We start from the raw sequence: 25,253 nt of genomic DNA, 5'->3' as shown, positions 1-25,253 counted from the left end.
AACTTCAGGGCAAGGATATTATGGTAATACATTTACAGAATCTTTGACCGCTATGCTGAAAACCATCGATGTCGTTGCTGCCATTATTGAACAAAACGGGCAAATTTTACTTGCCCAACGTCCGCCTCACGCCGACCAGGCAGGCATGTGGGAGTTTGCCGGGGGAAAAGTCGAGCAAGGCGAGAGTCAGCCGGAAGCGCTGACCCGCGAGTTACGTGAAGAGTTCGGTATTCACGCGCAACCAACCCGTTATATCGCCAGCCATCAACGAGAAGTCTCCGGGCGTATCATTCATCTGCATGCCTGGCACGTTCCGGTTTACGAGGGTGAGATTGTGGCCCTGGAGCATACTGCGCTGGCGTGGTGCCTCCCGGAAGAGGCATTCGATTATGCGCTTGCGCCTGCCGATATTCCTCTGCTCGAAGCATTTATGGCTTTACGCGATGCCAGATAAGCGGGTTGGTGCTGAGGGTTTTCTCATCGCGCTGACACTGTAGCAAACCGCCGTCCGTATTAATCACCGCGCCTTCAGAATAATATTCATTTTGATAGACACAGCACTGGCTACAGTTTTCTACCTGCTGCCCCCGGGTACTGAAAACTTCCGGCGGCACGTTGACCTCGACCTGCGGGCGCGCGAACGCCGCCCCCACCATTACAATCAATACTCCTGCCAGCCATTGCGTTTTCATCCTCGAGCTCCTGTTATCTGCTTTCGTATCTCTTTATATCGACCCATTTGCTCACTTCCTTAAGGGTAAACGTCTATCGGTTTTTATTATGACCCACCGCTGCGTATTAATTTTCCTTTCGGGCTCAATTTTGCTTGTCAAAAGTTAGCAACGTAATGATATAGTCAAAAAACATCACGACGTTAAAACATAAATCACAACAAGCACATACATCATTAACTATAAGAGGAACTTATACTTATGGATCAGGTTGGCTCTCTGGAAAACTTCCTTGCCCACGTTCAGCAACGCGACCCACACCAGACAGAATTCTCTCAGGCCGTACGCGAAGTCATGACCACCCTATGGCCATTTCTGGAACAGAACCCGCAATATCGTCGCCTCTCGCTGCTCGAAAGGCTGGTTGAACCTGAGCGCGTGATCCAGTTCCGCGTAGTATGGGTGGACGATCGCAATCAGGTACAGGTGAACCGCGCATGGCGCGTACAGTTCAGTTCGGCGATTGGGCCGTTCAAGGGCGGGATGCGTTTCCACCCTTCCGTGAACCTGTCGATTCTGAAATTCCTCGGCTTCGAGCAAACCTTTAAAAACGCCCTGACTACGCTACCGATGGGTGGCGGCAAAGGCGGCAGCGATTTTGACCCGAAAGGCAAAAGCGAAGGCGAAGTCATGCGCTTCTGTCAGGCGCTGATGACTGAACTCTATCGTCATCTTGGCGCAGACACCGACGTCCCGGCGGGCGATATCGGCGTGGGTGGGCGAGAAGTCGGCTTCATGGCTGGCATGATGAAAAAACTCTCCAACAACACCGCCTGCGTGTTTACCGGGAAAGGTCTTTCGTTCGGCGGCAGCCTGATTCGTCCGGAAGCTACCGGTTACGGTCTGGTTTACTTCACCGAAGCGATGCTCAAGCGTCACGGCCTGAGCTTTGAAGGCATGCGCGTTTCCGTTTCCGGCTCCGGTAACGTGGCGCAATACGCGATTGAAAAAGCAATGGAATTTGGTGCTCGCGTGGTCACCGCATCTGACTCCAGCGGTACCGTGGTGGACGAAAGCGGCTTTACCAAAGAAAAACTGGCGCGTCTGATTGAAATCAAAGCCAGCCGTGACGGTCGCGTGGCCGATTACGCGCGTGAATTTGGTCTGGTCTATCTGGAAGGCCAGCAGCCGTGGTCTGTGCCGGTTGATATTGCCCTGCCGTGCGCCACGCAGAATGAGCTGGATACCGATGCCGCTCGCGTGCTGGTTGCTAACGGCGTCAAAGCCGTAGCCGAAGGTGCGAATATGCCAACCACCATCGAAGCCACCGAACTGTTCCTCGACGCGGGCGTACTATTCGCACCGGGTAAAGCGGCGAACGCGGGCGGTGTCGCCACCTCCGGCCTGGAGATGGCGCAAAACGCCGCGCGTATGGGCTGGAAAGCCGAGAAAGTCGATGCGCGTCTGCATCACATCATGCTGGATATTCACCATGCCTGCGTTGAGCACGGCGGCGAAAGCAAGCAAACCAACTATGTGCGCGGCGCCAACATTGCAGGCTTCGTTAAAGTTGCCGACGCGATGCTGTCACAGGGTGTGATTTAAGCAGAGGCGTGCAAGCGCAGCGCCCCCGGCAAGAATCCGGTGAAAATGCCTGATGGCGCTGCGCTTATCAGGCCTACGGACGGGTGCAATTCATTGAAACTGCACTCTTTGTAGGCCGGGCAAGTGCAGCGCCCCCGCCAAAGAGGTCAGGTTGAGGATGTGCCCCAGGGGACATTTCTTATCGGCCAACGACACTTTTTACTGTAATGCTCCCAAAACTGCTTATCATAGCGATAACATGCTTCAAGCTCAGCATCCGTTAACTTTCTGCGATAGCAGCAAGCATGCCAGTAAAGAAATCCCATCACGCTATTTTTGTGGTAATCCTCTTCACTTTCGAACAACTCGTGCGCCTTTCGCGAAGCAATCATGATGTAATGCCATGCCAGTTCTTCTTCAATAGTACCATTTTGATAAGCGGTGCAGGATAACGAGATCATCCACGAGAATTCAGCCGCCCATATAAGCCGGGCAGAGGATTTATCAAAACGGCGAATAGCACAATCGGAAATATAGTCTCGTGGGAAAACAGCAAATTTATTCAACAGAGTGATAACCTGTTCGGGATCCTCCTCCATATGAGCTTTAAACGTATTAGCCCCATGGTCGCCAGACAGAAAATGCTCCATTAAAGCAATGTAACTCTCACTGTCTTCGATTCCCCAGTCTTCCTCTAAAGACTGACGTCTTGCACCAATAATATCGATGGAGTCAAAGCGAACTACCTGATAATGAAAGTTATCTTTTCCTGATTCAGGCTTTCGCGGCCAGCACTCCAGCGTTTCGGACCACTGCTTATGATAAAAACGATAAGGTGCAATCAATTGCAACGCTTGCAATTTCTCTTCGCTAAGCGGCTCAATCCCTTTAGCCTGATAATAGTGTAACTGTTCTTTTTTTGCTCTGAAGCCAGCACGAATAATCAGCCCTGTCATTAACAGAAGATAAAGAAAAGCGCATCCCGTGGAAATTTGCCCCTTACTCGTTAAAGCATTTGCAGTGACACCAGCAAAGGCTATCATTGCAGCCAGAACACAGGTTATATAAAACCCCCACTTACAAAGCAGCATAGCTTTGTTTTCTTTAATCACCTGATCAAGATTAATATTAAATATTTCCCAGCCGTTAAAGTAAAACTTCTCACTGCCAGGATGATTTTGTAATAACTCTTTTTTCATAACATTCCCTGTAAACGTACGCACTGAAGGAGACAATTTTATCCCGGCAAAAAAAATATCCAACGGATTCTCTAAACCCGCTGGATATTTCAGAATTTGACTTGTGAACCTGTATGCTGCCTGAACTTACGCTATCGCCCCACTGCCCGCTTCATCCGATGGCGGGCTTTTTTTCGCGCTACGTTTACGCGGGGCACTCTTTTTCTTATCGCCACTTCCACTGCCCGGTGCGACAATGCCACGGAAACGTCTGACCGGCGTGCTGCGTGCCTGATCAATCAGTTGATATAGCGTGCCCACCAGCGGCTGCATAAAGTCCTGATAGCGACACTGTTTTTCGCTGATTTGCGTCAGAATTGACTCCCAGTGCGCGGTCATATCCGGCCGTGTCGCCATTTCTGGCAGCGAGTGGAACAGCGCTTTACCCGCGTCAGTCGAGTGAATATAGCGCCCTTTTTTAGTCAGGAAGCCGCGTTTAAACAGCAGTTCGATAATTCCTGCGCGCGTCGCTTCGGTGCCGAGCCCATCCGTTGCGCGGAGGATCTTTTTCAGATCTTTGTCCTGCACAAAACGCGCGATACCGGTCATAGCAGAAAGCAGCGTTGCGTCGGTGAAGTGGCGCGGCGGCTGGGTTTGCCGTTCCACCACTTCACCTTTTTCGCACAGCAGTTCATCGCTTTTGGCGACTACCGGCAACGGCGTACCGTCGTTTTCTTCATCGCGTTCTTTGCTGCCAAGCAGTGTGCGCCAGCCTGCTTCAGCAAGAAAACGCGCTTTAGCGATAAATTTGCCATTAGCAATATCAAGATCTATCTGACACTTACGGAAAACCGCGTCCGGGCAGAACTGCATCAGATATTGACGCGCCACCAGGGTGTAGATCTTCGATTCGTTTTCGGTGAGGTTGACGTTGCTCGACCGCGCAGTAGGGATAATGGCGTGGTGCGCATCAACCTTTTTATCATCCCAGCAGCGGTTGCGCGTGTCCGGATTCACCACCGATTGCGGCAAGAGATCGGGCGCGTGAACGCCAATCGCATTCAGCACCGCATGCCGCCCGGCGAAATGCTCTTCCGGCAAATAGCGGCTATCAGAACGCGGATAGGTAATCAGTTTGTGGGTTTCGTAAAGTTTCTGACAAATATCGAGCACGTTCTGCGCGCTCAGGCCATAACGTTTTGCGGCTTCAATTTGCAAGGCAGAAAGCGAAAACGGCAGCGGCGCCGATTCTGATTCCCGTTTATCGTTATAGGCGGTGACAATCGCCGGCTGGCCTTCAATGCGTTTGACCACATGATCGGCCAGCGCGCGGTGCAGCAATCGCCCCTCTTCGTCCTGATACGGCTCGCAGGCTTCGCTCGGCTGCCAGACGGCGGTGAAGCGTTCGTCTTTCGGCGTGACAATATGCGCTTTCACTTCGAAGAAATCTTTGGCGACAAAGTTTTCAATCTCTTCATCACGACGCACTACCAGCCCCAGCACGGGCGTTTGTACGCGGCCAACGGAGAGCACACCGTTATACCCGGCGTTACGCCCTAAAATGGTGTAGGCGCGAGTCATATTGATGCCGTAAAGCCAGTCGGCACGGGCGCGAGCCAGCGCGGAAACGCAGAGTGGAATGAAGTCGCTATTGGCGCGCAGGCGCGTAATTGCCCGCTCCACCGCCTGCGGGTTCAGGTCGTTGATTAAACAGCGTTGCACCTGCTGGCGCTTTTCGGGCGCCAGCGAAAGATAGTCCAGCACTTCATCCACCAGCAGTTGCCCTTCTCGGTCGGGGTCTCCTGCGTGAATGACTTCACTGGCTTCGTGCAAAAAACGCTTAATGACATTGAGTTGCTTTGTCACCGACGGACGCGGCTGAAGTTGCCACTTCTCCGGGACTATCGGTAAATCCTGCAAATTCCAGCGCGCATAACGGCTGTCATACGCGTCCGGCTGCGCCTGTTCGAGTAGATGGCCAATACACCAGGTCACCACCTGACCGTTGCCACATTCGATATACCCGTCGCCCTTTCGATGGGGTTTCGGCAATACATCGGCAATGGCCCGCGCCAGGCTCGGTTTTTCCGCAATAAACAGGCGCATCAGTTTAGCGGATCTCAATCATCGGGCGACCCGCGCGGGCCTCGACCAGACCACCAATCGACGTTAAGGTAATGCCATACTCTGCCGCCGCAGCCTGTACCTCTTGCTCGGCATCCGGCGTGACCGCCAACAGCAGGCCACCAGAGGTTTGCGGGTCGCACAGCAGCGAACGCCATTCTTCCGGCATTGCCCCCATCAAATGACCATAGCTGGCAAAGTTACGCCCGGTACCGCCAGGCACAGCACCCTGCGCGATGTACTCTTCCACGCCCGGCAATTTCGGCACGTCGGCAAAGTTCACCTGCGCCTGCACACCGGCGCCCTGACACATTTCACTGAGGTGTCCCAGCAGACCAAAGCCGGTGACATCCGTCATCGCTTTGACGCCGTCAATATTAGCGAAAGCCGCGCCAGCCAGGTTCATCTGGCACATGACTTCCGTCGCCAGCCCCTGATGTTCTGGTTTCAGCAGCGATTTTTTCTCCGCGGTAGTGAGTACGCCAATCCCCAGCGGTTTGGTGAGGAACAGTTTGCAGCCCGCCTGCGCGGTGCTGTTTTTCTTCACGCGCTCGGTCGGCACGACGCCCGTGACCGCCAGCCCAAAGATAGGCTCTGGCGCATCAATGGAGTGACCGCCTGCCAGGGCGATTCCGGCTTGCTGGCAGGCAAAGCGCCCACCGTCAATCACGTCGCGCGCGATTTCCGGGGCCAGCGTGTTGATGGGCCAGCCGAGGATAGCAATCGCCATAATCGGTTTGCCGCCCATCGCGAAGATATCACTGATGGCGTTGGTGGCCGCGATACGGCCAAAATCAAATGGATTATCAACGATCGGCATAAAGAAATCGGTGGTACTGATTATCGATGTGCCATTGCCGAGGTCGTATACGGCCGCGTCATCACGGGTTTCATTGCCGACAAGCAGGTTCGGGTCGACAAACTTCGCCTGCTCACTGTGCAGGATGGTTTCCAGCACTTTTGGGGAAATTTTACAACCGCAACCGGCTCCGTGGCTGTACTGTGTTAAACGAATGGCTTGCTCGCTCATGGACATCTCCTGATTTTGCCAATCCCACTATGGTAGCGCCCAAATGGCGGCGAGGTAAGTCCGACACTCCGAAATCGCTCACTACTGCTCACTTCGCAAGCAATTGTCCGTTTTGCGACACAGGGCAATTTTTCTTACTGCGTTTTTCTTTCTACTAATTAGTGGCATGAATATATGAGTGTCAAAACCTGCATATCAGGATAAAAATCAAAAGGAAATATCAATGAAAAAACGCATTATCGCCCTTTGCCTGGCTACGCTTTTTACGTCCAGCGCTTTTGCTCTTGCTCCGGCCGGGAACGACGCGACTACCAAACCAGACCTCTATTATCTGAAAAATGCGCAAGCCATTGATAGCCTCGCTCTGCTGCCGCCTCCGCCAGCCGTAGGGAGCATCGCATTCCTCAACGATCAGGCGATGTATGAACAAGGCCGCCTGCTGCGCAATACTGAACGCGGTAAGTTGGCGGTGGAAGATGCAAACCTGAGCGGCGGCGGCGTGGCGAATGCCTTCTCCGGCGCGTTCGGATCGCCTATCACCGAAAAAGATGCGCCGCAGTTGCACAAACTGCTGACCAACATGATTGAAGATGCGGGCGACCTGGCAACCCGTGGCGCGAAAGATAAATACATGCGCATTCGTCCGTTCGCCTTCTATGGCGTCCCAACCTGTAACACCACCGAGCAGGATAAGCTGTCGAAAAACGGTTCTTATCCGTCTGGCCATACTTCTATCGGCTGGGCCACCGCGCTGGTGCTGGCAGAGATTAACCCGGATCGTCAAAATGAAATTTTAAAACGTGGGTATGAGCTGGGTGAAAGCCGTGTGATTTGTGGTTACCACTGGCAGAGCGATGTTGATGCGGCGCGTATTGTCGGTTCCGCCGTTGTTGCCACGCTGCACACCAACCCGGCGTTCCAGCAGCAGCTGCAAAAAGCGAAAGACGAATTCGCCAAACAACATAAATCTTAATGAAAAAGCCCGGTGGCGCTTACCGCCGGGCGATAAGCTTTTTCAGAAACGTACTACAAACGGTGTCGTATCCGGCACCGAGACCGTTGTCGACGCCTTGAGTTGTGGCGTGCCTAAATAGAGAAAACCGACGATTTTATCGTGTTCCCCACACTGAAGCCCTTCACGCACGACCGGGCTATCGGTTAATGCGCCGCTGCGCCAGATACCGTTAAACCCCTGCGCAACCGCCGCCATCTGCATCGCCATCACCGCGCAACCCGCTGACATCTCCTGTTCCCATTTGGGCACTTTATGATGTGGCTGACATTTCGCGACCACCGCAATAATCAGCGGCGCACGGAATGGCGCATTACGTGCTTTATCAATCGCTTTCTCATCGCTGCCCGCGTCAATTGCGCCTTTTTCCAGCAACTGACCGAAACGTTCGCGGCCTTCTCCCTCGATGATAAAAAACTGCCACGGCTGTAGGGTGCCGTGATCCGGGGCGCGCATCCCGGCTCGCAGGATATTTTCCAGTTGCTCACCGGCTGGCGCAGGGTCAGCCAGGCGGGAAGCGCTACGGCGATTTACCAGTAATTCAAGTGCGTCCATTGATTCGCTCCTGTCATGTTATTTTTCACAAAATTAACATGCGCAGAGAATTTGTTACAGCGCCGATGGCGATTCCTGCTGACAACAGGCGACGCTGTAATTAGGATAGCCAGATGTTTCACCGCTTTCGGTGGACCGTTTACTGTCTTTATCAGGGAGAAAACATGCGAACCCTATGGCGTTTTATCGCCGGATTCTTTAAATGGACGTGGCGATTACTCAATTTTGCCCGCGAACTGGTGCTGAACCTGTTCTTTATTTTCCTTGTGCTGGTTGGCGTGGGGATCTGGATGCAGCTTAGCAGCACGCCTGAAAGCAACAACACGCGTGGCGCGCTGTTGATGGACATCAGCGGCGTAATTGTCGATAAGCCTTCAGCCAGCAGTAAGCTGGGGGTGATTGGTCGTCAATTGTTTGGCTCAAGCTCCGATCGTTTACAGGAAAACTCGCTGTTCGATATCGTTCAGGCTATCCGCCAGGCGAAAGATGACCGCAATATCACCGGTATCGTGCTGGATCTCAAGAACTTCGCCGGGGGCGATCAGCCCTCGATGCAGTATATCGGCAAAGCGCTACGTGAGTTCCGCGACAGCGGCAAACCGGTTTATGCCGTGGGCGACAGCTACAGCCAGGGTCAGTATTACCTCGCAAGCTTTGCCAATAAAATCTGGCTCTCGCCGCAGGGCGTTGTTGACCTGCACGGCTTTGCCACCAACGGCCTCTATTACAAATCCCTGCTTGAGAAGCTGAAAGTTTCTACGCATGTATTCCGCGTCGGCACCTATAAATCCGCCGTGGAGCCGTTTATTCGCGATGATATGTCCCCCGCCGCGCGTGATGCTGACAGCCGCTGGATTGGCGAGCTGTGGCAGAACTACCTGAATACGGTGGCGGCAAACCGCAAAATCACCGCGCAGCAGGTCTTCCCTGGCGCGCAGGCGATGCTTGATGGCCTGACCAAAGTGGACGGCGATACGGCGAAATATGCGCTTGATAGCAAACTGGTCGATTCACTGGGCAGCAGCGCAGAAATCGAGAAAGCGCTCAGCAAAGAGTTTGGCTGGAGCAAAGCGGACAAAAACTACCGTGCAGTCAGCATTTACGACTATGCGCTGAAAACCCCGGCAGATACGGGTTCCAGCATCGCCGTCATCTTTGCCAATGGCGCGATTATGGACGGTGAAGAAACGCCGGGGAACGTCGGTGGTGATACCACTGCCGCGCAAATCCGCGATGCGCGTCTTGATCCGAAAGTGAAAGCGATTGTGCTGCGCGTCAACAGCCCTGGCGGCAGCGTCAGCGCCTCGGAAGTGATCCGCGCGGAACTTGCAGCGGCGAAAGACGCGGGTAAACCGGTTGTAGTGTCGATGGGCGGTATGGCGGCTTCAGGCGGTTACTGGATCTCCACCCCGGCAAGCTACATCGTGGCAAACCCGAGCACGCTGACCGGTTCTATCGGTATCTTTGGCGTGATCAATACCGTGGAAAACTCGCTGGATTCCATCGGCGTGCACACGGATGGCGTCGCCACGTCTCCGCTGGCAGATGTGTCAATGACCAAAACGCTGCCGCCTGAAGTGCAGCAGATGATGCAACTGACCATTGAGAACGGCTATAAACGCTTTATCACCCTGGTTGCGCAGTCGCGCCACAGCACGCCGGAGCAGATTGATAAAATCGCCCAGGGCCACGTGTGGACCGGCCAGGATGCGAAAGCCAATGGTCTGGTCGACAGCCTCGGCGATTTCGATGACGCGGTCGCCAAAGCCGCAGAACTGGCGAAACTCAAAGCGTGGCACATCGACTACTATCAGTCTGAACCCACGTTCTTCGATATGGTGATGGATAGCGTTTCCGGCTCGGTGCGCGCCTCGCTGCCGCAGGCATTGCAGGCGTATCTGCCTGCGCCGCTGGCCTCAGCCGCCAAAGAGGTGAAAGCCGAAACGGACAAGCTGGCTGCCTTCAATGACCCGCAAAATCGCTATGCGTTTTGCCTGACCTGCGCCAATATACGTTAATCGCAATCCCCTCTTCGGAGGGGATTTTCTTTCGCTTACTCAAACGACACCATGCAAAAAAAATCCATTTACGTCGCCTATACCGGCGGTACCATCGGGATGCAGCGTTCCGAACACGGTTATATTCCTGTCTCTGGTCATCTGCAACGTCAGCTGGCGCTGATGCCAGAATTCCATCGTCAGGAGATGCCGGATTTCACTATCCATGAATATCAGCCGCTGATGGATTCTTCGGATATGACGCCAGAAGACTGGCAGCACATTGCCGATGATATCAAAGCGCACTACGACGATTATGATGGTTTTGTGATCCTTCACGGTACGGACACCATGGCCTTCACCGCCTCGGCGCTGTCGTTCATGCTGGAGAATCTGGGTAAACCTGTAATTGTGACAGGGTCACAAATCCCGCTCGCCGAGCTGCGTTCGGATGGACAGATTAATCTGCTGAATGCCTTATACGTGGCGGCGAACTACCCGATCAACGAAGTCTCACTGTTCTTCAATAACCGCCTCTATCGCGGCAACCGCACCACCAAAGCGCACGCCGACGGTTTTGATGCCTTCGCATCACCGAACCTGGCGCCGCTGCTGGAGGCGGGAATTCATATCCGCCGCCTGGGTACACCGCCCGCGCCGAGCACCTCGGGCGAATTGATCGTCCATCCGATTACGCCTCAGCCGATTGGCGTGGTGACCATCTACCCGGGTATTTCCGCTGACGTGGTGCGTAACTTCCTGCGCCAGCCGGTGAAAGCGCTGATTCTGCGCTCTTACGGCGTCGGCAATGCGCCACAAAACAGCGAGTTTTTAAAAGAGCTGACCGAAGCTAGCCAACGCGGCATCGTGGTGATTAACCTCACGCAGTGCATGTCCGGCAAGGTCAACATGGGCGGCTACGCTACCGGCAATGCCCTCGCCCACGCAGGTGTGATTGGCGGTGCGGATATGACCGTCGAAGCCACGCTGACCAAACTGCACTATCTGTTAAGCCAGAACCTTGACGCCGACGCCATCCGTAGCGCCATGCAGCAAAACCTGCGCGGTGAGCTGACGCCAGACGACTAAGGAGCCTTCATGAAAGCACGAGCACTGTTACTGGTTGATCTGCAAAATGATTTCTGCGCCGGCGGCGCGCTGGCTGTTGCCGAAGGCGATAGCACGATTGATGTCGCCAATACGCTGATTACCTGGTGCAAATCGCGCGGCGAAGCCGTGGTGGCGAGCCAGGACTGGCATCCGGCCAATCACGGTAGCTTTGCCAGCCAGCACGGCGTAGAGCCCTACACGCAAGGTCAACTCGACGGCCTGCCACAGACCTTCTGGCCCGATCACTGCGTGCAACACAGCGAAGGTGCCGAACTGCACCCGCTGCTGGCGCAAAAATCGATTGATGCAGTGTTTCATAAAGGCGAAAGCGTCAATATCGACAGCTACAGCGCATTCTTCGATAACGGTCATCGCCAGAAAACGGCGCTGGATGCGTGGTTGCGTCATCATGAAATCAACGAGCTGATTGTGCTCGGTCTGGCAACCGACTACTGCGTGAAGTTCACTGTGCTGGATGCGCTGGAACTCGGGTATCGCGTGAATGTGATAACCGACGGCTGCCGCGGCGTGAATATTCAGCCGCAGGACAGCAACCAGGCGTTTATGGAGATGGCGGCGGCGGGCGCAACGCTGTATACGCTGGCAGACTGGGAAGAGACGCAGGGGTAATCCTTTTTGACTGAATGCCCGGTACAACTTGTTATCGGGCATTTAATGGAAAGATCTCATAACCGGCATTATTGGGCAGCGAATCCGTGGCCCACGCTTCATCCTTTCGGCTATCGTAGAGAATATATTTGCCCTGCCATTCTCCCTTTCCCTCGACGTTCCTGATGATCAACAACGTATGATTTTTGCCAAACCAGACAGCTTCTGGCGCATTCCTTTCCGCGAAGCAAAAACCTTGCGGTACGTTTTTTTGAGCGTCAGATTCTTTTACCCCAGTCACCAGACAACCGCTGAGATACGGTGGGCCATTACTCAGTGCAAAAATAAGCGTGTGATTAACGCATTGCGCCAGTACCAGCTCCCCGGTTCTGACACTGCCATCCAAAAATGCAGAAGTAATGATGTTATCAAAAGCGAGGTAAGGCGTATCACCATCGCTGGTTTGTAGTGACAACAGGGTTATTTCTTTTTCTTCTGAGATGGCGCAGGTTTGGAGGTTTTTGATTGTTGCGGACAGGTAATTAATGGGCATAAGCGCCAATAAAATGACCATTATTAATAATCGCATAAAGAGCGTTTCTCTCTTTATCTTTTAATAAGTAAAGACAGTAAGCCCGCAAAAGTAAAGCGTAACTTAATCATGATAATCTCTCAGTTGTATAGCATCACAAAGATGTTCATTTTTTGCATCATAGACGTATTCAATCTCACTGCCATCATCACATTTTTTAGGCTGTGAAAAAGCATGTATTGTCACCATTTCACCATGTGAGTCGCATTCATTTCTAAGCATATCAATATCTTCCTGTGAATATACCTGCATAACATCATATGGTTTTTCTAATATTTCAGATAATGGAATGACATCCTCTTTCAATGAAATTGACTCGCCCAAAGCCAGTGACTTATGATAATAACTCTTATCGGTATATTCCAAAGTCCATGTGAAAAGTAACTGTCCCTCATCCCAAAATACTATCGTATTATGCTCTCCGTTTGCCCAATCAAGGCCGAGCATACAGAAGTTATTTTTTAGATAATTCTTTTCATATAACAACAACAAATAATTTAAAGATTCTCCGTACTGACTGCTGTATGGTTCCTTTGTGGTTACATGAAAATATGATACAGGTTTATCTCTGAAAATTCCGAAACCAGAAGATTCGGGTAATGGAGTCGATAATACATGCCGTGAACATAAAAATAAAATGGGAAATATAACGCTTTTTATTTTCATTTTTTCTCTGACTTAAGTAATAAAGGTCTGTACCGCTCATAGGTATCTTAATCAGTCAGTCCATATCGGTGAATAATTACCTGGTTCTAAAGATTAAAGAATGCGTTTTTTCATATGAGACAAAAAAAGAATTAGGTGGATAGTTTTTTACTATATAATTATGTGAGTGTCTTAAAAGTTTTTCTTCTAATTTTATTTTATATTCATTCAAGCTTATAAGATCATCTTTTGATACCATTAATCTGTAGTTTTCATAATAAAACCCAGAATATCTTCCTGAAACATTCTTACCCATATTTCGCAGTCTATAATAATAACCAAATATGGCATCTATCCCAATAGTATTTTCAGTATAGATCCTTTCAACCGGGTAAAGGCCCACTTCAATATCATCAGGCAGATGTAATTGATAATATCCAATACATTCATCTTTCCATACAATACTTTCAGCGTTACTAAATCCCGGATTTATTACATACAAGAATAATGTCAGAACTATAATTTTCCACATATAATGAAATCCTATATTAATTATTCTAATTGACAAATGCTTTATAACGAGGATCACAAAAAAAATGCATTTGATCAGTCCATGCGGCTACGCCATTCCAATGAGTGTTCAGTATTAACACCTTAGAAATCAAACAAATGTCTACTGCGAATCGGCCTCAATATTTGTGAGGAAACGCGATAATCTTTTTAAATAGTTAACAACTCACCACTCTCACATAATTATGGATATTCAGACGCAGAGATTATCACTCCTCCGTTATATTTATGAATCTGTGCCCCCTGAATATTTTTAAAGAGGTTTTCGTAACCACCTGATTCATCCACGCAATTATTATCAAGCAAGTTAAGCCAGTTTGGTGAAAACCCCCATCCCCGCAGAAACTGACTGAAGATTATCGCATATTTCTAGACCAGGGAAATACCTTGATAAAGCCTGAGTGATACCATGTGCTTGCCCTCTTTTTTTGCATTTCATAAGTACTCTTAAAAATATTTATAGCGAAATCGCTGAGATAAGTTTGCTGCATTCCTTACTTGGTTTTGCAGTGGTTTTTATTGAATAAAACACTCGAACATCAATAAGTTATGCATTAGCATTTATAATGACAGTAGTCCAATATCACTGTTCTCATTAAAGGGGTAGCGTGGACTTTTTCGATTATCATAGTTGAGAGTTTTCGGATTAATTTCAATAAAAATGCTATCTTTGGGAAACGTAAAGAGAGCATCCTTATCGCATTACCAAATGAGTTTCCCGCCGCCACCTATATAGTCTCGTTTCATATATGGGATGATAAACATATCATCACATTCTTCTTTCGCACAGCCAAAGTATCTTGTTTCTTTTCCACGTGACCATTCCGAGGTTGCTGCTGCATTAATGGAAAAATGCCATTTCTTCTTATTGTGAATTAATTCGCCTGATATAGTGCATGGAAACCAAAGCCAGTAGCCTCCCATAATATCACTTTGATTTTCATAACGGTCACTCATTGAAAATATTTCTTTAACTTGTGCATCGCTTAACGTCCACTTGCTACAGAGCTCAGCGTCACCTGGAGAATTTTGAACAGCATCAATATATTGTGATCTATTGATTTTGATAATTTGTATATCTGCAACACATAAACCTGTATAGGAGATAAGACTCACGCCCAGTAACCATTGTATATTTTTATTCATTTTTTTGCGTCTATTGATATTAATCCAGTGTTTCACTTCGTCAACCAAAGGCACTTACTTCATAATATTACCCACAATGAAACGATTAAGCTTATCAGATTTATAGAAGTGCATACATAGTTCAAAAACCATGTTAACATTATTAATCTCCTTCAAAGGTGGCTTAGCCCGGTAATAACCACCGGCCTCACGTCTGATAAAATTTTTCAACTCTTTCGATTTTTTAGTCGAATCATTATCGATAGCATACCATTTCAGTAAGTAGGACTTATCCTTTACCCCAGGACCGTTTCCATCATACAAGCCGAGCTTGCGATAGTTGATATCCAGGCATTCTTTTAGGCTCATATTTTTTACTTCATCTGTCGTAATATTGATCGGTTGACCGTGTACACCGAAACAATACAAACAGCACCCAGTAATAAATGCACCGTATTTTATTTTGCTTCGCATTCCATACCTCAGCATTAGTTAGTCTGTAAAACACATACGAGTCAATTTAAAAAATTCTTTCCCTATTCTAGTGAAGGAGTATTCATAGGATGTTTCAGAAACTACTGATGTTGATAATATGCTGCCTAAAATAACAAGGTTCACAACATTACTCACACGCTAGTATTGTGTTTCATCAGTGATTTTTACAGTCGTACCTGAATGGTGCACAGTAAATACATAGTTGAACGATTCATTCTCGGAGTCTACCAAAATATTGAGCGTATTTTCCGTTCGATGGTAAGTGACCGTTTTTTCTTTGATGCTATATTTTACATCAGCAACAGGTAGTTCATGCTTAAAGAAATTCCGACCGACATAAGAAATCGATGTGATTTTTTTGTATGCCTGTTCAAGCCCCATACTTTCAAATTTGCACATGTACTCAGAAGAGCCATCAAATTCTTTTCCAGGGTTGAGATCATCACAATAAGTCGCAAAAACATCTGATTTCGACGTTGTATTATTAGCATCAGATTCCGACGTTACCTCAGTGAAGAATAACATGTATCCTTTTTCGATAACTATTAACTCGTCATTGATTTTAAGAATTTCTCGATAGGGTGCCTGACACCCCTCACCAGAGTAAATAGTAGTTATTACAGAAAACTCTTCAGGAAAAGATCGATTTTCATGTTTTAATAATTGACTATACAGTTCCACTGTATTCTCGGACATAAAATATGATAGTGGAGTCCTTTTTATTTCGACATATTTAGCAAAGCACAACTGCCCCAACAAATCATCGTTTATTGTTATTTTATCCTGGCTAACATTCCTCTCTGCAAAAAACCTCGAGCCACACTACCGTCATACCTTGAAGCGTGATTCACGAATTCTGCACCGTCTCATTCTAGCGAGCCAACCTGTCGCGCTGTACGCTATCAAAGACGGTAGCCGCATAATTCGGAATTCGTAAAGGCGACACACCAAAAAGAAAATGCTCGCACAAGGCGAGCATTTCAGATTACTTTCAACGTGTGTTTTGTTCCTGGCGGATGCGGCGTCAACGCCTTATCCGGCCTACAAAATACCGCACATTCAATAGATTGCAGAAATCTTGTAGGACTGATACGCGTAGCGCATCAGACAATGTTGCGTTTGTCCTCAGCCTCACGATTACATGAATGATTAACTAGTTACGTCCCGCCATCACCCCGCCATCCACATCCCAGATAGCGCCAGTCACCCAGTAGGTTTTGTCCGACAGCAGGAAGGCCACTGTTTCAGCCACGCCACCCGGCGTGCCGACGCGGCCAATCGGATGGAAACTGTCAAAGCTGGACATCACGCCATCCACCTCTTCTTTCGCGATGAATCCTTCATAAATCGGTGTATGGACCACAGCCGGAGAGACGGCGTTCACGCGGATACCGTGACCACCCAGCTCAATTGCCAGGTTTTTCGTCAGCGCATGCAGCCCAGCCTTCGCCATCGAGTAAGCCGAAGACGGTGTTGCACCAATAGCCTGCTGTGCCCACATCGAACCAATATTGACGATTGCGCCTTTGATACCTGCCGCAACCATGTTGCGCACCACGTCGCGGGTGATAAAGAACGTCGCGCGATTCAGGTTCATGTACATGTCGTAATCAGATTCATCATGCTCGGTAAACGCTTTCGGGAAGAACACACCCGCCGCATTGACCAGCAGGCTGATATCTTTATGCTCTGCGTTGATAGAGTCCAGTACCTGCTTCATACCCGTATCCGTCATCAGATTCGCGACGATAACCGAAACCGGCCCCAGCGCTGAGAGCGCCTGATGTGCCTGCTCGGCTTTGTCCTGACGGTTTCCCACCAGCACCACGCTGCCACCCTGTCGCAGAATACGTTTTGCCGTTTCAAAGCCCATACCGCTGGTACCGCCGACCACTAACAGTTTTTTACCTGCAAAAGATGCGTTCATGACTTACCTCTGAGAAAGATTTTTTTCGGTGACGAGATGCTGTGTTCTCATCGAGTGAAGCCAGATTGCCACTCTATTCATGGCTTGACGAATCAGAAGAAATTTCATTACAAGAAAGAAAATCTTTCTCCTGGTGTATACTGAGTTGCAATTTGTATTCAGGAGATAGAAATGCGCTCGCTCAATCGATTGAAATGGCTGCACGCGTTTGAAGCCACCGCGCGGCATGGCAGTTTTACCGGTGCGGCTCGCGAGCTGGGCGTCACGCCAGCCGCCGTAGGGCAACTGGTTCGTGCGCTTGAGGAGTGGGTTGGGCATCCCCTGCTGCATCGCACTCGCACGGGTAAAGAGCGACTGACGCTGGTTGATGAGGCCCGCGACGCGCTGGCTGACATTACCCTTGGGCTGGATAAACTGGAGTCGGGCCTCAATAAACTTCGTGGTCGACGCGCGCGTTCGGTTGTGGTGATCACCGCCTCGCAGGTGCTGGTGATGAACTGGCTGATGGAACGATTGAATCGTTTTTCAGAACTGCATAACACCATCGATCTGCGTCTCGACGTTACCGAGCGAGTCATGGATGTTGCGCATGGCGAGGCGGATGTCGGCATTCGCTGCGGGCTCGGCGACTGGAAAGGCGTCCATAAAACCTGGCTGATGGATGAAGAAGCCGTGCTGGTGTGCAGCCCGGGCCTGGTATCACCGGAGAAGATCGCCTGTGAAAAGTGGCTCGCGTCACAAAGACTGATTCATGATGACACGCCGCATCCCGGCGCCAACTTCCCCGCTTGGTATACCGTGCTTTCGGCTGTGGGCGCGCCAGATACCGCCGAAAATGGGCTGCATATCAATTCAACATCTGCGGTCATTCTTGCCGCACTGAGTGGGCGCGGCGTGGCCATTGTGCGCCACGCGCTGGTCGAACAGCTAATTGCCACGGGCCAGTTGGTTCAGCTTCACCCGCACCGCCGTTGGCCCCTGGCGTGGGCTTATTATATTGTCACACCGGAAAGTGCCAGGATGCGTGCTGAAGTAAAGGTTTTTCATGACTGGTTGGTAGAGGATGTCAGTGCGCAGTAATGCCCGGTGGCGCTGCGCTTACCGGGCCTACAGTCATTTGTAGGCCGGATAAGGCACAGTCGCCATCCGGCAAAAAGCGCACACAACTGCCCGGTGGCGCTGCGCTTACCGGGCCTACATCATTCGTAGGCCGGATAAGGCATAGCCGCCATCCGGCAAAAAGCGCGCACAATCGCCCGGTGGCGCTGCGCTCACCGGGCCTACGTCTTTAACTTCCGTTACCAATCTGCCACAAAAATACCGGCGGCACGCCGTTCACCCGCCAGTTTCCAACGCTGCGGCTCTTGTAGATAACCGGATTATGTGATGCCAGCGTTCGCGCATTGCGCCAGTGGCGATCCAGCGCTTTTGCAGTGCGCGTGTCCGATGCACCGAGGGCGTTAAATAACTCTGTTGCTGCACGCGGGATCAGTTCGCTCGCTACCACCTGCGCCTTGGCGGAAGCCACTTCTGCCAGTTCGTTGGCGCGCGTGACTACCGACGGGTCAGTATCGGCGTGCACTTCATACGCTGCCTGCATCGCCTGCGCGGCGCGTTCGACTGTGGCCTCTACCGCGTAGACCCAACTGCTGATTTGCCCGACCACCTGCAACACCTGCGCGTCATCGCGGGCGGCGGGCGCGTTGCCGTGGCTATAAACGCGACGGCGATTTTTCACGCCCTCAGCGGCATCGCGTTCAATGGCCCTGCCAACTCCGGCAAGTGTGGCGAGCAGCACGTGCTGATAAAACGCCGTTTGATAGCGGAATCGCTCAGCAAAATCCGTTACGTGTTCCTGTTCGACAAACGCATCGCGAAAACGGGTGGTGCCGCTGCCCGTCAGGCGCTGACCAAAACCATCCCAGTCATCGTCACGCTCAACCTCCGGCTGATGCGTGCTGACCAGGGCAATGATATCGCCGCCGGTATCGCTGCGCCGCCCGAAGACATCTATCCAGTCGGCGAACAGCGTGCCAGTGCTGTAAAATTTCTCGCCTGTCAGCCGCCAGCCGTTCTCTGTCGGCGTCACTTTGGTGATGACATCACCCAGTTTAACCTCGCCTGTTTCCGTCCAGCCATTGCCGACAATATCGCCATCAAGAAAGCGGCGGAACCAGCGATCGCGCAGTTCGCTTTCGGGGCGGTTGAGCTGGTCTTCGACAAAAGCAAAGTGCCCGCGCAGCGCCTGCGGGAGGTTAGAATCCGCCTGCGCCAGTTCGCTGAACAGCGCGAAAAGCTGCGGCAGCGAGGCGCCAAAGCCGCCCTTTTCCTGCGGGATGCGTACCGTGCCGAAACCGGCTTCCTTCAGCCAGCGAATCGGTTCGTACGGCAGCGTACGGTTAAGTTCCCGCGCGACCGTCTCGGTGGCGATGCGTTCAAATATCGGGCGGAAGCGCGCCGCCAGCACGTCATAATCGGTTCCGGTTGAAAGTAAGGTCATCAAAGACTCCTTATTGGTCGTCAATATCGTGGCGGGTAGGCTCATGGCGCACCGCCAGCAGGAAGAAAATCGGGATCAGCGCAGCAAGCGACACCACCCAGAACATGTTGGTACCGAGTGAGGCCTGTAGCAGCGGCAAAATAAACAGGGCCAGCGCGCTGCCCACACCGGAAAGCGCGCGGCTGAAACCGACGCCCGTCGCACGAATATGCGTCGGGTAAGAGAGCGCCGGGTAAATCATCAGTTGCGCACCGGGGCCAAAGCCTTCGGCAAACAGCCACAGGCCGAGCATCCCCACCGCAATCGCCACGCCCAGCGCCGCCTGCGGTTGCCCCACCAGCGCCAGCACGATCAGCGCGACAAATTGCAGAGCAAACCCGGCAATCGCCACGTGTCGGGAGGGATATTTCCACGCCAGATGCATTCCGAGCAGGCCGCCGGTAAACGCGAACAGCGCATTCAGCCCAAGCGAGGCAGCGATGGTTTCAAACACGCCCGCGCCGAGGAACTGCGCCAGAATGGTCGGCAGGAAGAAAGCAATCGCGGTGTATTCAAACGCGATACAGATATTCATCACCCCGGAAACAATCGTGCGCTCGCGATACGGTTTCTCGAACAGTACGCGGTAGCTCACTTTCGGCGGCGGCGCGACGTTTATGCCCGGCGCTTCATGGGCGGCGATACCATAGGATTCGCGCAGAATACGCGCCGCGCCCTGTAAATCGCCCTGATTAGCCGCCCACAGCGGCGACTCGTTCATAAACTTGCTGCGCACGGCAATAATCAACAGCGCAGGCACCGCACCAAACAGCAGCGAGGCTCGCCACAGCCAGTCGAGATGCTGGGTGGGTAGCAGGAAGTACAGCGCGAAGATAATTAAAAAGCAGACGGTGGAGGCCGCATACCACATCGGGCACCAGGCGGCGAGGCGCGCGGCTTTGTTACCTTTTCCGGCAAACTTCGAAAATTCAGCGAGATAGGACATTGCCACCGGCAGGTCGATGCCAACGCCAATCCCCATCAGGAAACGCGCGCCAATCAACACCCACACATTAGGTGCCAGTCCGGCGGCAATCGCCGACACCACAAAGAACAGCATATCCGCCATAAAGACCGAATAGCGGCCATATTTGTCGGTCAGCCAGCCGCCAATAAGATTGCCGAAAATGGTGCCAACCATAATTGACGACGTCACCAGGCCGGTGAGCAGTGGCGTCAGCTGAAACTCCTTCACCACATCATCGATACCGTAAGAAAGCGTGGTGAGATCGTAAGCATCCAGAAAGACGCCACCAAGCGCTAAAAAGACAATCATGCGCGCATATTTTGCCTGTTCGCCGTGGTGATTAATCAGCTTCGCGACATCACTCACCGAACCGACGGGCGCAGAAACCCCGCCCGCATTTTCTACCGGGATTGAACTCATAATTTTACCTTGCCTGAAAAGGCCGGTCGGCTGACCGGCTAAGAATCGTTATTCTGCGGAAACGGGCACCAGCACACCTTTGACTAACGGATCGTCCGTGGTCTTAAGCCAGGTTTGGATCCGGGGGTCCGCAAATGCCTGTTTCAGTTTTTCGATATTCTCCTGGTTCAGATACGGCGTACCTATCACCAGTTGTGAAGCGAAGGTACGCGGTGCGGGCGGGAAAAGAATGCCCTTCTCGCGCGGAATTTTCCCGGCATCAAACTGCGAGACATAGCCAATCGCCGCATCCACCGAGTTCAGCGCGCGCGGCATGGTGAGCAAGTCCAGTTCCTTAAACTGATACTGATGCGGGTTTTCGACGATGTTTTTCAGTTTCGCAGTCCGTGGTTCAACCACCGGGTCGAGTTTAATTAGCCCGATACGCGCTAACAGCCACAGGGCCTGCCCCTGATTTGCACCGTCGTCCGGCACCACAATGGTTGCGCCTTTCGGCAGCTTATCGATAGAGGGATAGCGGTCGGAGTAAATACCAAACGCCCACTGGAAGACCGGCACGGTAGTGCTCAGCGCAAAACCGTTGGCATCGACAACCTGCTTGAGCCACCACTGATGTTGATAAATGGTGCCCGCATAGGTGCCATCTGCCACCGCGCGATCCGCCTGCACCGGGTCCTGCACGCCCACGGCTTCCAGCGTCAATCCATAGTCTGGCGCGATATGCTCACCGATATATTCAATAATGCGCTGTTCACCCGCCATCGCCGGTTCATAATGAATTTTCAGCGTGGTGCCAAACACCACCTGAGCGGGACCTTGTGTACGCCACCAGGCGAACGCGGCAATCGCAATGAGTAAGATGGCCAGCGCCACCAGCCACGGCCAGCGCCGGGCTTTACGCAGTTCAAACGGTTCTGTCGTCATCAGACGCTCCCCTGTGTGTGTCGAAGTCGGGTAACCAGGCGGTCGCCCAAAAACTGGATAAGCTGAATAGCCACAATCAGCACCACAATGGTGGCAATCATGATGTGGTTGTCGAAACGCTGATAGCCGTACACCACCGCGAGATAACCGATTCCCCCCGCCCCGATGGTGCCCGCTATTGCTGAATACTCAATCATCGAGATGATGTTGAGGGTCACCGCCGCTACCAGCGCTGGTAGGGCTTCGCTCAGTTGCGCTTTGGTAATGATTTGCCAGGCGGAGCCGCCGCAAACCAACCCGACCGCCGTCACGTCTGCAGGCAGTTCGCGCAATGCGTTCTCCACCAGCCGCGCGAAGAACGGGATCCCGGCGACAATCATCGGCACCACCGCCGCAGGAATGCCGATGGTGGTTCCCGTTAGCCACCAGGTGAACGGAATGATGGCGGCCATAAGTACCAGGAACGGCAACGATCGCCCGACGTTGGCAATACTGTTGAGTACACGATGCAGGGCCGGACGAGGGAACAACCCGCGCGCAGAGGTATTGAACAGGACAACGCCGCCCACGCCCCCCAGCGTGACGACAAACAGCATCACGATAGAGACCATCAGTGCCGTTTCCCCCAGTGCGGGCAGCAGCAGCGTATGAATCTCACTCCACGGCGTATCCTGGCTGACAGTGGTGGGTTTCATACGGCCTCCTTCAACGCTCGCGGCGCGTCCAGAACCTGCGCGACCACGCCGAGATGCGCTAACTGCGCGATCAGCCGAGGAACTGACATCCGTTCATAGGTAAAGCTGATACCTATCTGCATTCTGCCGCTGAGCAAGCCATTAATTTGCTCAACATGACCGCCCAGCACATCGACACGCAGACCGTGCTGCTGGCTTAACTGGCTGATCCAGTCCGTGCGTACGCTACCGTCGGTGCGATAGCTCACACGCAGTAACACATCGGAAAGCGTGGAGGCCGGCGCCAGCGGCATCAGTTGTTGCCCGAGGCCGGAATCCGGCTGTGCCAGCAGCGTCTTCAGCGCCCCTGCCTGCACAATCTCGCCCTCGCGAATCTCCGCGACCGCATCCGCCGTGGTTCGCACAACGTCCATTTCGTGGGTGATCAACACAAAGGCCAGCCGATAGTCATCACGTAACTGGCGCAGCAGTTTCAGCACCGAATCTGTCGCCTGCGGATCCAGCCCGGAAGTGGCTTCGTCCGCCAGCAAAACTGACGGACGTAACGCCAGCGCGCGGGCGATGCCAATACGCTGACGCTGGCCGCCGGAAAGCTGCGTCGGATAAGCCTGCGCTTTATGGCTCAGCCCGACGCTTTCGAGCAGTTCACCCACGCGAGCGTGAATATCCCGCTCCACCACGCCGAGGTATTCCAGCGGCAGGGCAATGTTCTGCCAGGCCGTTTTACGCCCGAGCAACGCCGAGGACTGGAAAACGGTGCCAATCGCGCGACGTTCACGGCGCAGGGCATCGCCTGAAAGCAGCGAAAGATCGTTACCGTTAACCCGGATGCTGCCGCTATCGGGTCGCTCCAGCAGGCTGATGCACTTCGCCAGCGTCGATTTTCCTGCTCCGCTCGGGCCGACCACTGCCGTGATCGAACCCGCCTGCACCTGCAACGAAATCCCTTTCAAAACCGGCGTCACGTTGCCGCTTGCGCTACGGTAACCCTTTGAAAGATTTTCGATTTCAATCATGCGACTTTTTCTCCCGCCTCAACGGACTGCCCCGCATGAATGCGATAGCTCGCGCCAGGGTGTGGCGCCTGCAAACGAGCATCCCCGGCGAACAGTTTTTCGCGCAGAGTGCCGGGGCGGTACTCTTTCTTGAAGACGCCGCGCTTTTGCAGTTCCGGGATCAACAGTTCCACCACATCGGTAAAGGTTTCGTGCGTCACGGCATACGCCAGGTTGAAGCCGTCCACGTCAGTCTCTTCCACCCACGATTGCAGTTCATCGGCGACGGTTTGCGCACTGCCCACCATTAACGGGCCGAAGCCACCAATACCGACCCACTCCGCCATCGCTTCTACCGTCCACTGACGGTTGGGATCGGCCGTTGAGAACGCTTCGACCACCGACTGAATGGCGTTGGTCTGCGAGTAAGTGAAGATTTGGTCCGGTTTAAACTGGCCGAAGTCGATCCCTGTCCAGCCGGAGATCAGCGCCAGTGCGCCCTCGTAGCTGACGTACGATTTGTACTCATTCCATTTCGCCTGCGCGGCTTTGTCCGTTTCACCGACGATGACCGTTTGCATGTTGAAAATCAGAATGCTGTGCGGGTCGCGCCCGGCTTCAACGGCGCGGCGACGAATATCAGCCACGGTTTTCTTAAGCAACGCTTTTGACGGCGCAGCCACGAACACGCACTCAGCATGGCTGGCAGCAAACTGTTTACCCCGGCTGGATGCGCCCGCCTGATACAGCACCGGCGTACGCTGCGGAGAAGGTTCGCAAAGGTGAAAACCCGGTACGTCAAAGAATTTTCCGTGGTGATTAATATTGTGGATTTTGCCAGGATCGCTAAAGATGCGGCGTTCGCGGTCACGCAGGATCGCGCCCTCTTCCCAGCTACCTTCCAGCAGTTTGTACACCACGTCGAGATACTCGTCGGCGTAGTCATAGCGAGCGTCGTGATCCGTTTGCGCTTTATGCCCAATATTCCGCGCCCCGCTTTCCAGATAAGAGGTGACGATATTCCAGCCCACGCGCCCTTTGGTCAGATGATCAAGGGTCGAAAGACGGCGGGCAAACGGATACGGATGCTCGAAAGACAGCGATGCGGTCAGGCCAAAACCAAGGTGTTCGGTCACCAGTGCCATCGGGGTGATCAGCGCCAGCGGATCGTTTACCGGTACCTGCGCGGCCTGGCGAATCGCCGCCTCGCCGTTACCGTCAAGGACGTCATAAACGCCCAGCACATCGGCAATAAACAGGCCGTCAAACTTACCGCGCTCCAGTAAACGCGCCAGATCGACCCAATAATCCAGGTCTTTGTACTGCCAGGAACGATCGCGCGGATGCGCCCACAGGCCCGGCGACTGATGGCCGACACAGTTCATATCAAAAGCGTTAAGACGAATTTCACGTTGCGATGGCATAGCACTCTCCTGTCGCGCCAGGGGCGAACCTGGCGCTATGTCATTTCATAGTTTTGAAAGGGGGA

Annotated in this window: 26 protein-coding genes; 7 read left to right on the top strand and 19 right to left on the bottom strand. The window is 52.4% G+C overall.

The features are described 5' to 3' along the window. The first annotated feature begins 52 nt into the window (after positions 1-52). Positions 53-454, top strand: coding sequence for a pyrimidine (deoxy)nucleoside triphosphate diphosphatase (locus tag NMC31_RS03855; RefSeq protein WP_149464770.1), 402 nt, complete (start codon positions 53-55; stop codon positions 452-454). Here NMC31_RS03855 and NMC31_RS03850 read toward each other — a convergent pair. Continuing rightward, positions 429-692: a DUF1496 domain-containing protein gene (locus NMC31_RS03850; RefSeq protein WP_253897022.1), complete on the bottom strand. Its 264-nt coding sequence runs from the start codon at positions 690-692 to the stop codon at positions 429-431. The genes NMC31_RS03855 and NMC31_RS03850 overlap by 26 nt on opposite strands. A 240-nt stretch (positions 693-932) precedes the next feature. On the opposite strand from NMC31_RS03850, the gene gdhA reads away from it, so the two are divergent. Further along, positions 933-2,276, top strand: a complete 1,344-nt coding sequence (gene gdhA, locus NMC31_RS03845; RefSeq protein WP_149464768.1) for an NADP-specific glutamate dehydrogenase — start codon at positions 933-935, stop codon at positions 2,274-2,276. Positions 2,277-2,422: 146 nt separating this feature from the next. On the opposite strand, the gene NMC31_RS03840 is transcribed toward gdhA, so the two are convergent. From NMC31_RS03840 to selD, 3 genes are all read right to left on the bottom strand, one after another. Beyond that, positions 2,423-3,454: a DUF1266 domain-containing protein gene (locus NMC31_RS03840; RefSeq protein ID WP_253897021.1), complete on the bottom strand. Its 1,032-nt coding sequence runs from the start codon at positions 3,452-3,454 to the stop codon at positions 2,423-2,425. A 126-nt stretch (positions 3,455-3,580) separates the two neighbouring features. Beyond that, positions 3,581-5,539, bottom strand: coding sequence for a DNA topoisomerase III (locus tag NMC31_RS03835; RefSeq protein WP_253897120.1), 1,959 nt, complete (start codon positions 5,537-5,539; stop codon positions 3,581-3,583). 4 nt (positions 5,540-5,543) lie between these two features. Next, positions 5,544-6,587: a selenide, water dikinase SelD gene (selD, locus tag NMC31_RS03830; protein WP_149464766.1), complete on the bottom strand. Its 1,044-nt coding sequence runs from the start codon at positions 6,585-6,587 to the stop codon at positions 5,544-5,546. A 223-nt stretch (positions 6,588-6,810) separates the two neighbouring features. Between selD and phoC the strand changes: the two genes are divergently transcribed. After that, the gene (gene phoC, locus NMC31_RS03825) at positions 6,811-7,560 is read left to right on the top strand and encodes an acid phosphatase PhoC (protein ID WP_253897020.1); all 750 of its coding nucleotides are present in this window, start codon (positions 6,811-6,813) and stop codon (positions 7,558-7,560) included. A gap of 42 nt (positions 7,561-7,602) precedes the next feature. Here the strand turns inward: phoC and NMC31_RS03820 are convergent, their stop codons facing one another. Next, positions 7,603-8,154 carry an NAD(P)H nitroreductase gene (locus NMC31_RS03820; protein WP_253897019.1) on the bottom strand — a complete coding sequence of 184 codons (552 nt, stop codon included), beginning with the start codon at positions 8,152-8,154 and terminating at the stop codon, positions 7,603-7,605. 164 nt (positions 8,155-8,318) lie between these two features. Here NMC31_RS03820 and sppA point away from each other — a divergent pair, with 164 nt between their 5' ends. Genes sppA through pncA form a run of 3 tightly spaced genes read left to right on the top strand, consistent with a single transcriptional unit; the run spans position 8,319 to position 11,891 of the window. Then, complete coding sequence (gene sppA, locus NMC31_RS03815) at positions 8,319-10,172, top strand: signal peptide peptidase SppA (RefSeq protein ID WP_253897018.1); 1,854 nt, start codon at positions 8,319-8,321, stop codon at positions 10,170-10,172. Positions 10,173-10,223: 51 nt separating this feature from the next. Further along, positions 10,224-11,240 (top strand): asparaginase, encoded by a 1,017-nt coding sequence (gene ansA, locus NMC31_RS03810; RefSeq protein ID WP_149464762.1) that lies wholly within the window; start codon positions 10,224-10,226, stop codon positions 11,238-11,240. Between the two features lie 9 nt (positions 11,241-11,249). Beyond that, complete coding sequence (gene pncA / locus NMC31_RS03805) at positions 11,250-11,891, top strand: bifunctional nicotinamidase/pyrazinamidase (RefSeq protein WP_253897017.1); 642 nt, start codon at positions 11,250-11,252, stop codon at positions 11,889-11,891. Positions 11,892-11,922: 31 nt separating this feature from the next. On the opposite strand, the gene NMC31_RS03800 is transcribed toward pncA, so the two are convergent. From NMC31_RS03800 to NMC31_RS03765, 8 genes are all read right to left on the bottom strand, one after another. Then, the gene (locus NMC31_RS03800) at positions 11,923-12,459 is read right to left on the bottom strand and encodes a hypothetical protein (protein ID WP_436649494.1); all 537 of its coding nucleotides are present in this window, start codon (positions 12,457-12,459) and stop codon (positions 11,923-11,925) included. A 66-nt stretch (positions 12,460-12,525) separates the two neighbouring features. After that, positions 12,526-13,128: a hypothetical protein gene (locus NMC31_RS03795; RefSeq protein ID WP_253897016.1), complete on the bottom strand. Its 603-nt coding sequence runs from the start codon at positions 13,126-13,128 to the stop codon at positions 12,526-12,528. Between the two features lie 76 nt (positions 13,129-13,204). Continuing rightward, positions 13,205-13,639 (bottom strand): hypothetical protein, encoded by a 435-nt coding sequence (locus NMC31_RS03790; RefSeq protein ID WP_253897015.1) that lies wholly within the window; start codon positions 13,637-13,639, stop codon positions 13,205-13,207. Positions 13,640-13,860: 221 nt separating this feature from the next. Beyond that, positions 13,861-13,965, bottom strand: a complete 105-nt coding sequence (locus NMC31_RS03785; RefSeq protein ID WP_253897118.1) for a hypothetical protein — start codon at positions 13,963-13,965, stop codon at positions 13,861-13,863. Positions 13,966-14,379: 414 nt separating this feature from the next. Then, positions 14,380-14,871, bottom strand: a complete 492-nt coding sequence (locus NMC31_RS03780) for a hypothetical protein (protein ID WP_253897014.1) — start codon at positions 14,869-14,871, stop codon at positions 14,380-14,382. 6 nt (positions 14,872-14,877) lie between these two features. Continuing rightward, positions 14,878-15,276 carry a hypothetical protein gene (locus NMC31_RS03775; protein WP_253897013.1) on the bottom strand — a complete coding sequence of 133 codons (399 nt, stop codon included), beginning with the start codon at positions 15,274-15,276 and terminating at the stop codon, positions 14,878-14,880. Positions 15,277-15,435: 159 nt separating this feature from the next. Further along, positions 15,436-15,978 carry a hypothetical protein gene (locus NMC31_RS03770; RefSeq protein WP_253897012.1) on the bottom strand — a complete coding sequence of 181 codons (543 nt, stop codon included), beginning with the start codon at positions 15,976-15,978 and terminating at the stop codon, positions 15,436-15,438. Between the two features lie 472 nt (positions 15,979-16,450). After that, a complete protein-coding gene (locus tag NMC31_RS03765; RefSeq protein WP_253897011.1) occupies positions 16,451-17,224 on the bottom strand; it encodes an SDR family NAD(P)-dependent oxidoreductase in 774 nt (257 codons plus the stop codon). 171 nt (positions 17,225-17,395) lie between these two features. On the opposite strand from NMC31_RS03765, the gene NMC31_RS03760 reads away from it, so the two are divergent. Further along, positions 17,396-18,304 (top strand): LysR substrate-binding domain-containing protein, encoded by a 909-nt coding sequence (locus NMC31_RS03760; RefSeq protein WP_253897010.1) that lies wholly within the window; start codon positions 17,396-17,398, stop codon positions 18,302-18,304. A 208-nt stretch (positions 18,305-18,512) separates the two neighbouring features. Here NMC31_RS03760 and NMC31_RS03755 read toward each other — a convergent pair whose 3' ends face one another. From NMC31_RS03755 to NMC31_RS03730, 6 genes are read right to left on the bottom strand one after another with little or no spacing between them, the layout of a single operon-like run. Further along, positions 18,513-19,724 carry an acyl-CoA dehydrogenase family protein gene (locus NMC31_RS03755; protein WP_149464760.1) on the bottom strand — a complete coding sequence of 404 codons (1,212 nt, stop codon included), beginning with the start codon at positions 19,722-19,724 and terminating at the stop codon, positions 18,513-18,515. Positions 19,725-19,734: 10 nt separating this feature from the next. Continuing rightward, positions 19,735-21,150 carry an MFS transporter gene (locus NMC31_RS03750; protein WP_253897009.1) on the bottom strand — a complete coding sequence of 472 codons (1,416 nt, stop codon included), beginning with the start codon at positions 21,148-21,150 and terminating at the stop codon, positions 19,735-19,737. Between the two features lie 48 nt (positions 21,151-21,198). Then, positions 21,199-22,074 carry a MetQ/NlpA family ABC transporter substrate-binding protein gene (locus NMC31_RS03745; protein ID WP_253897008.1) on the bottom strand — a complete coding sequence of 292 codons (876 nt, stop codon included), beginning with the start codon at positions 22,072-22,074 and terminating at the stop codon, positions 21,199-21,201. After that, complete coding sequence (locus NMC31_RS03740) at positions 22,074-22,769, bottom strand: methionine ABC transporter permease (RefSeq protein ID WP_231827620.1); 696 nt, start codon at positions 22,767-22,769, stop codon at positions 22,074-22,076. The genes NMC31_RS03745 and NMC31_RS03740 overlap by 1 nt, the downstream gene beginning before the upstream one ends. Beyond that, positions 22,766-23,785: a methionine ABC transporter ATP-binding protein gene (locus NMC31_RS03735; protein ID WP_253897007.1), complete on the bottom strand. Its 1,020-nt coding sequence runs from the start codon at positions 23,783-23,785 to the stop codon at positions 22,766-22,768. The genes NMC31_RS03740 and NMC31_RS03735 overlap by 4 nt, the downstream gene beginning before the upstream one ends. After that, positions 23,782-25,188, bottom strand: a complete 1,407-nt coding sequence (locus tag NMC31_RS03730) for an LLM class flavin-dependent oxidoreductase (RefSeq protein ID WP_253897006.1) — start codon at positions 25,186-25,188, stop codon at positions 23,782-23,784. The genes NMC31_RS03735 and NMC31_RS03730 overlap by 4 nt, the downstream gene beginning before the upstream one ends. Positions 25,189-25,253 lie beyond the last annotated feature (65 nt).

The organism is Pseudocitrobacter vendiensis, assembly GCF_943590815.1.
Lineage (GTDB): Bacteria > Pseudomonadota > Gammaproteobacteria > Enterobacterales > Enterobacteriaceae > Pseudocitrobacter > Pseudocitrobacter vendiensis.
Note: the sequence above shows the minus strand (reverse complement) of the source record. Positions and strands in the feature narration are given on the sequence as shown.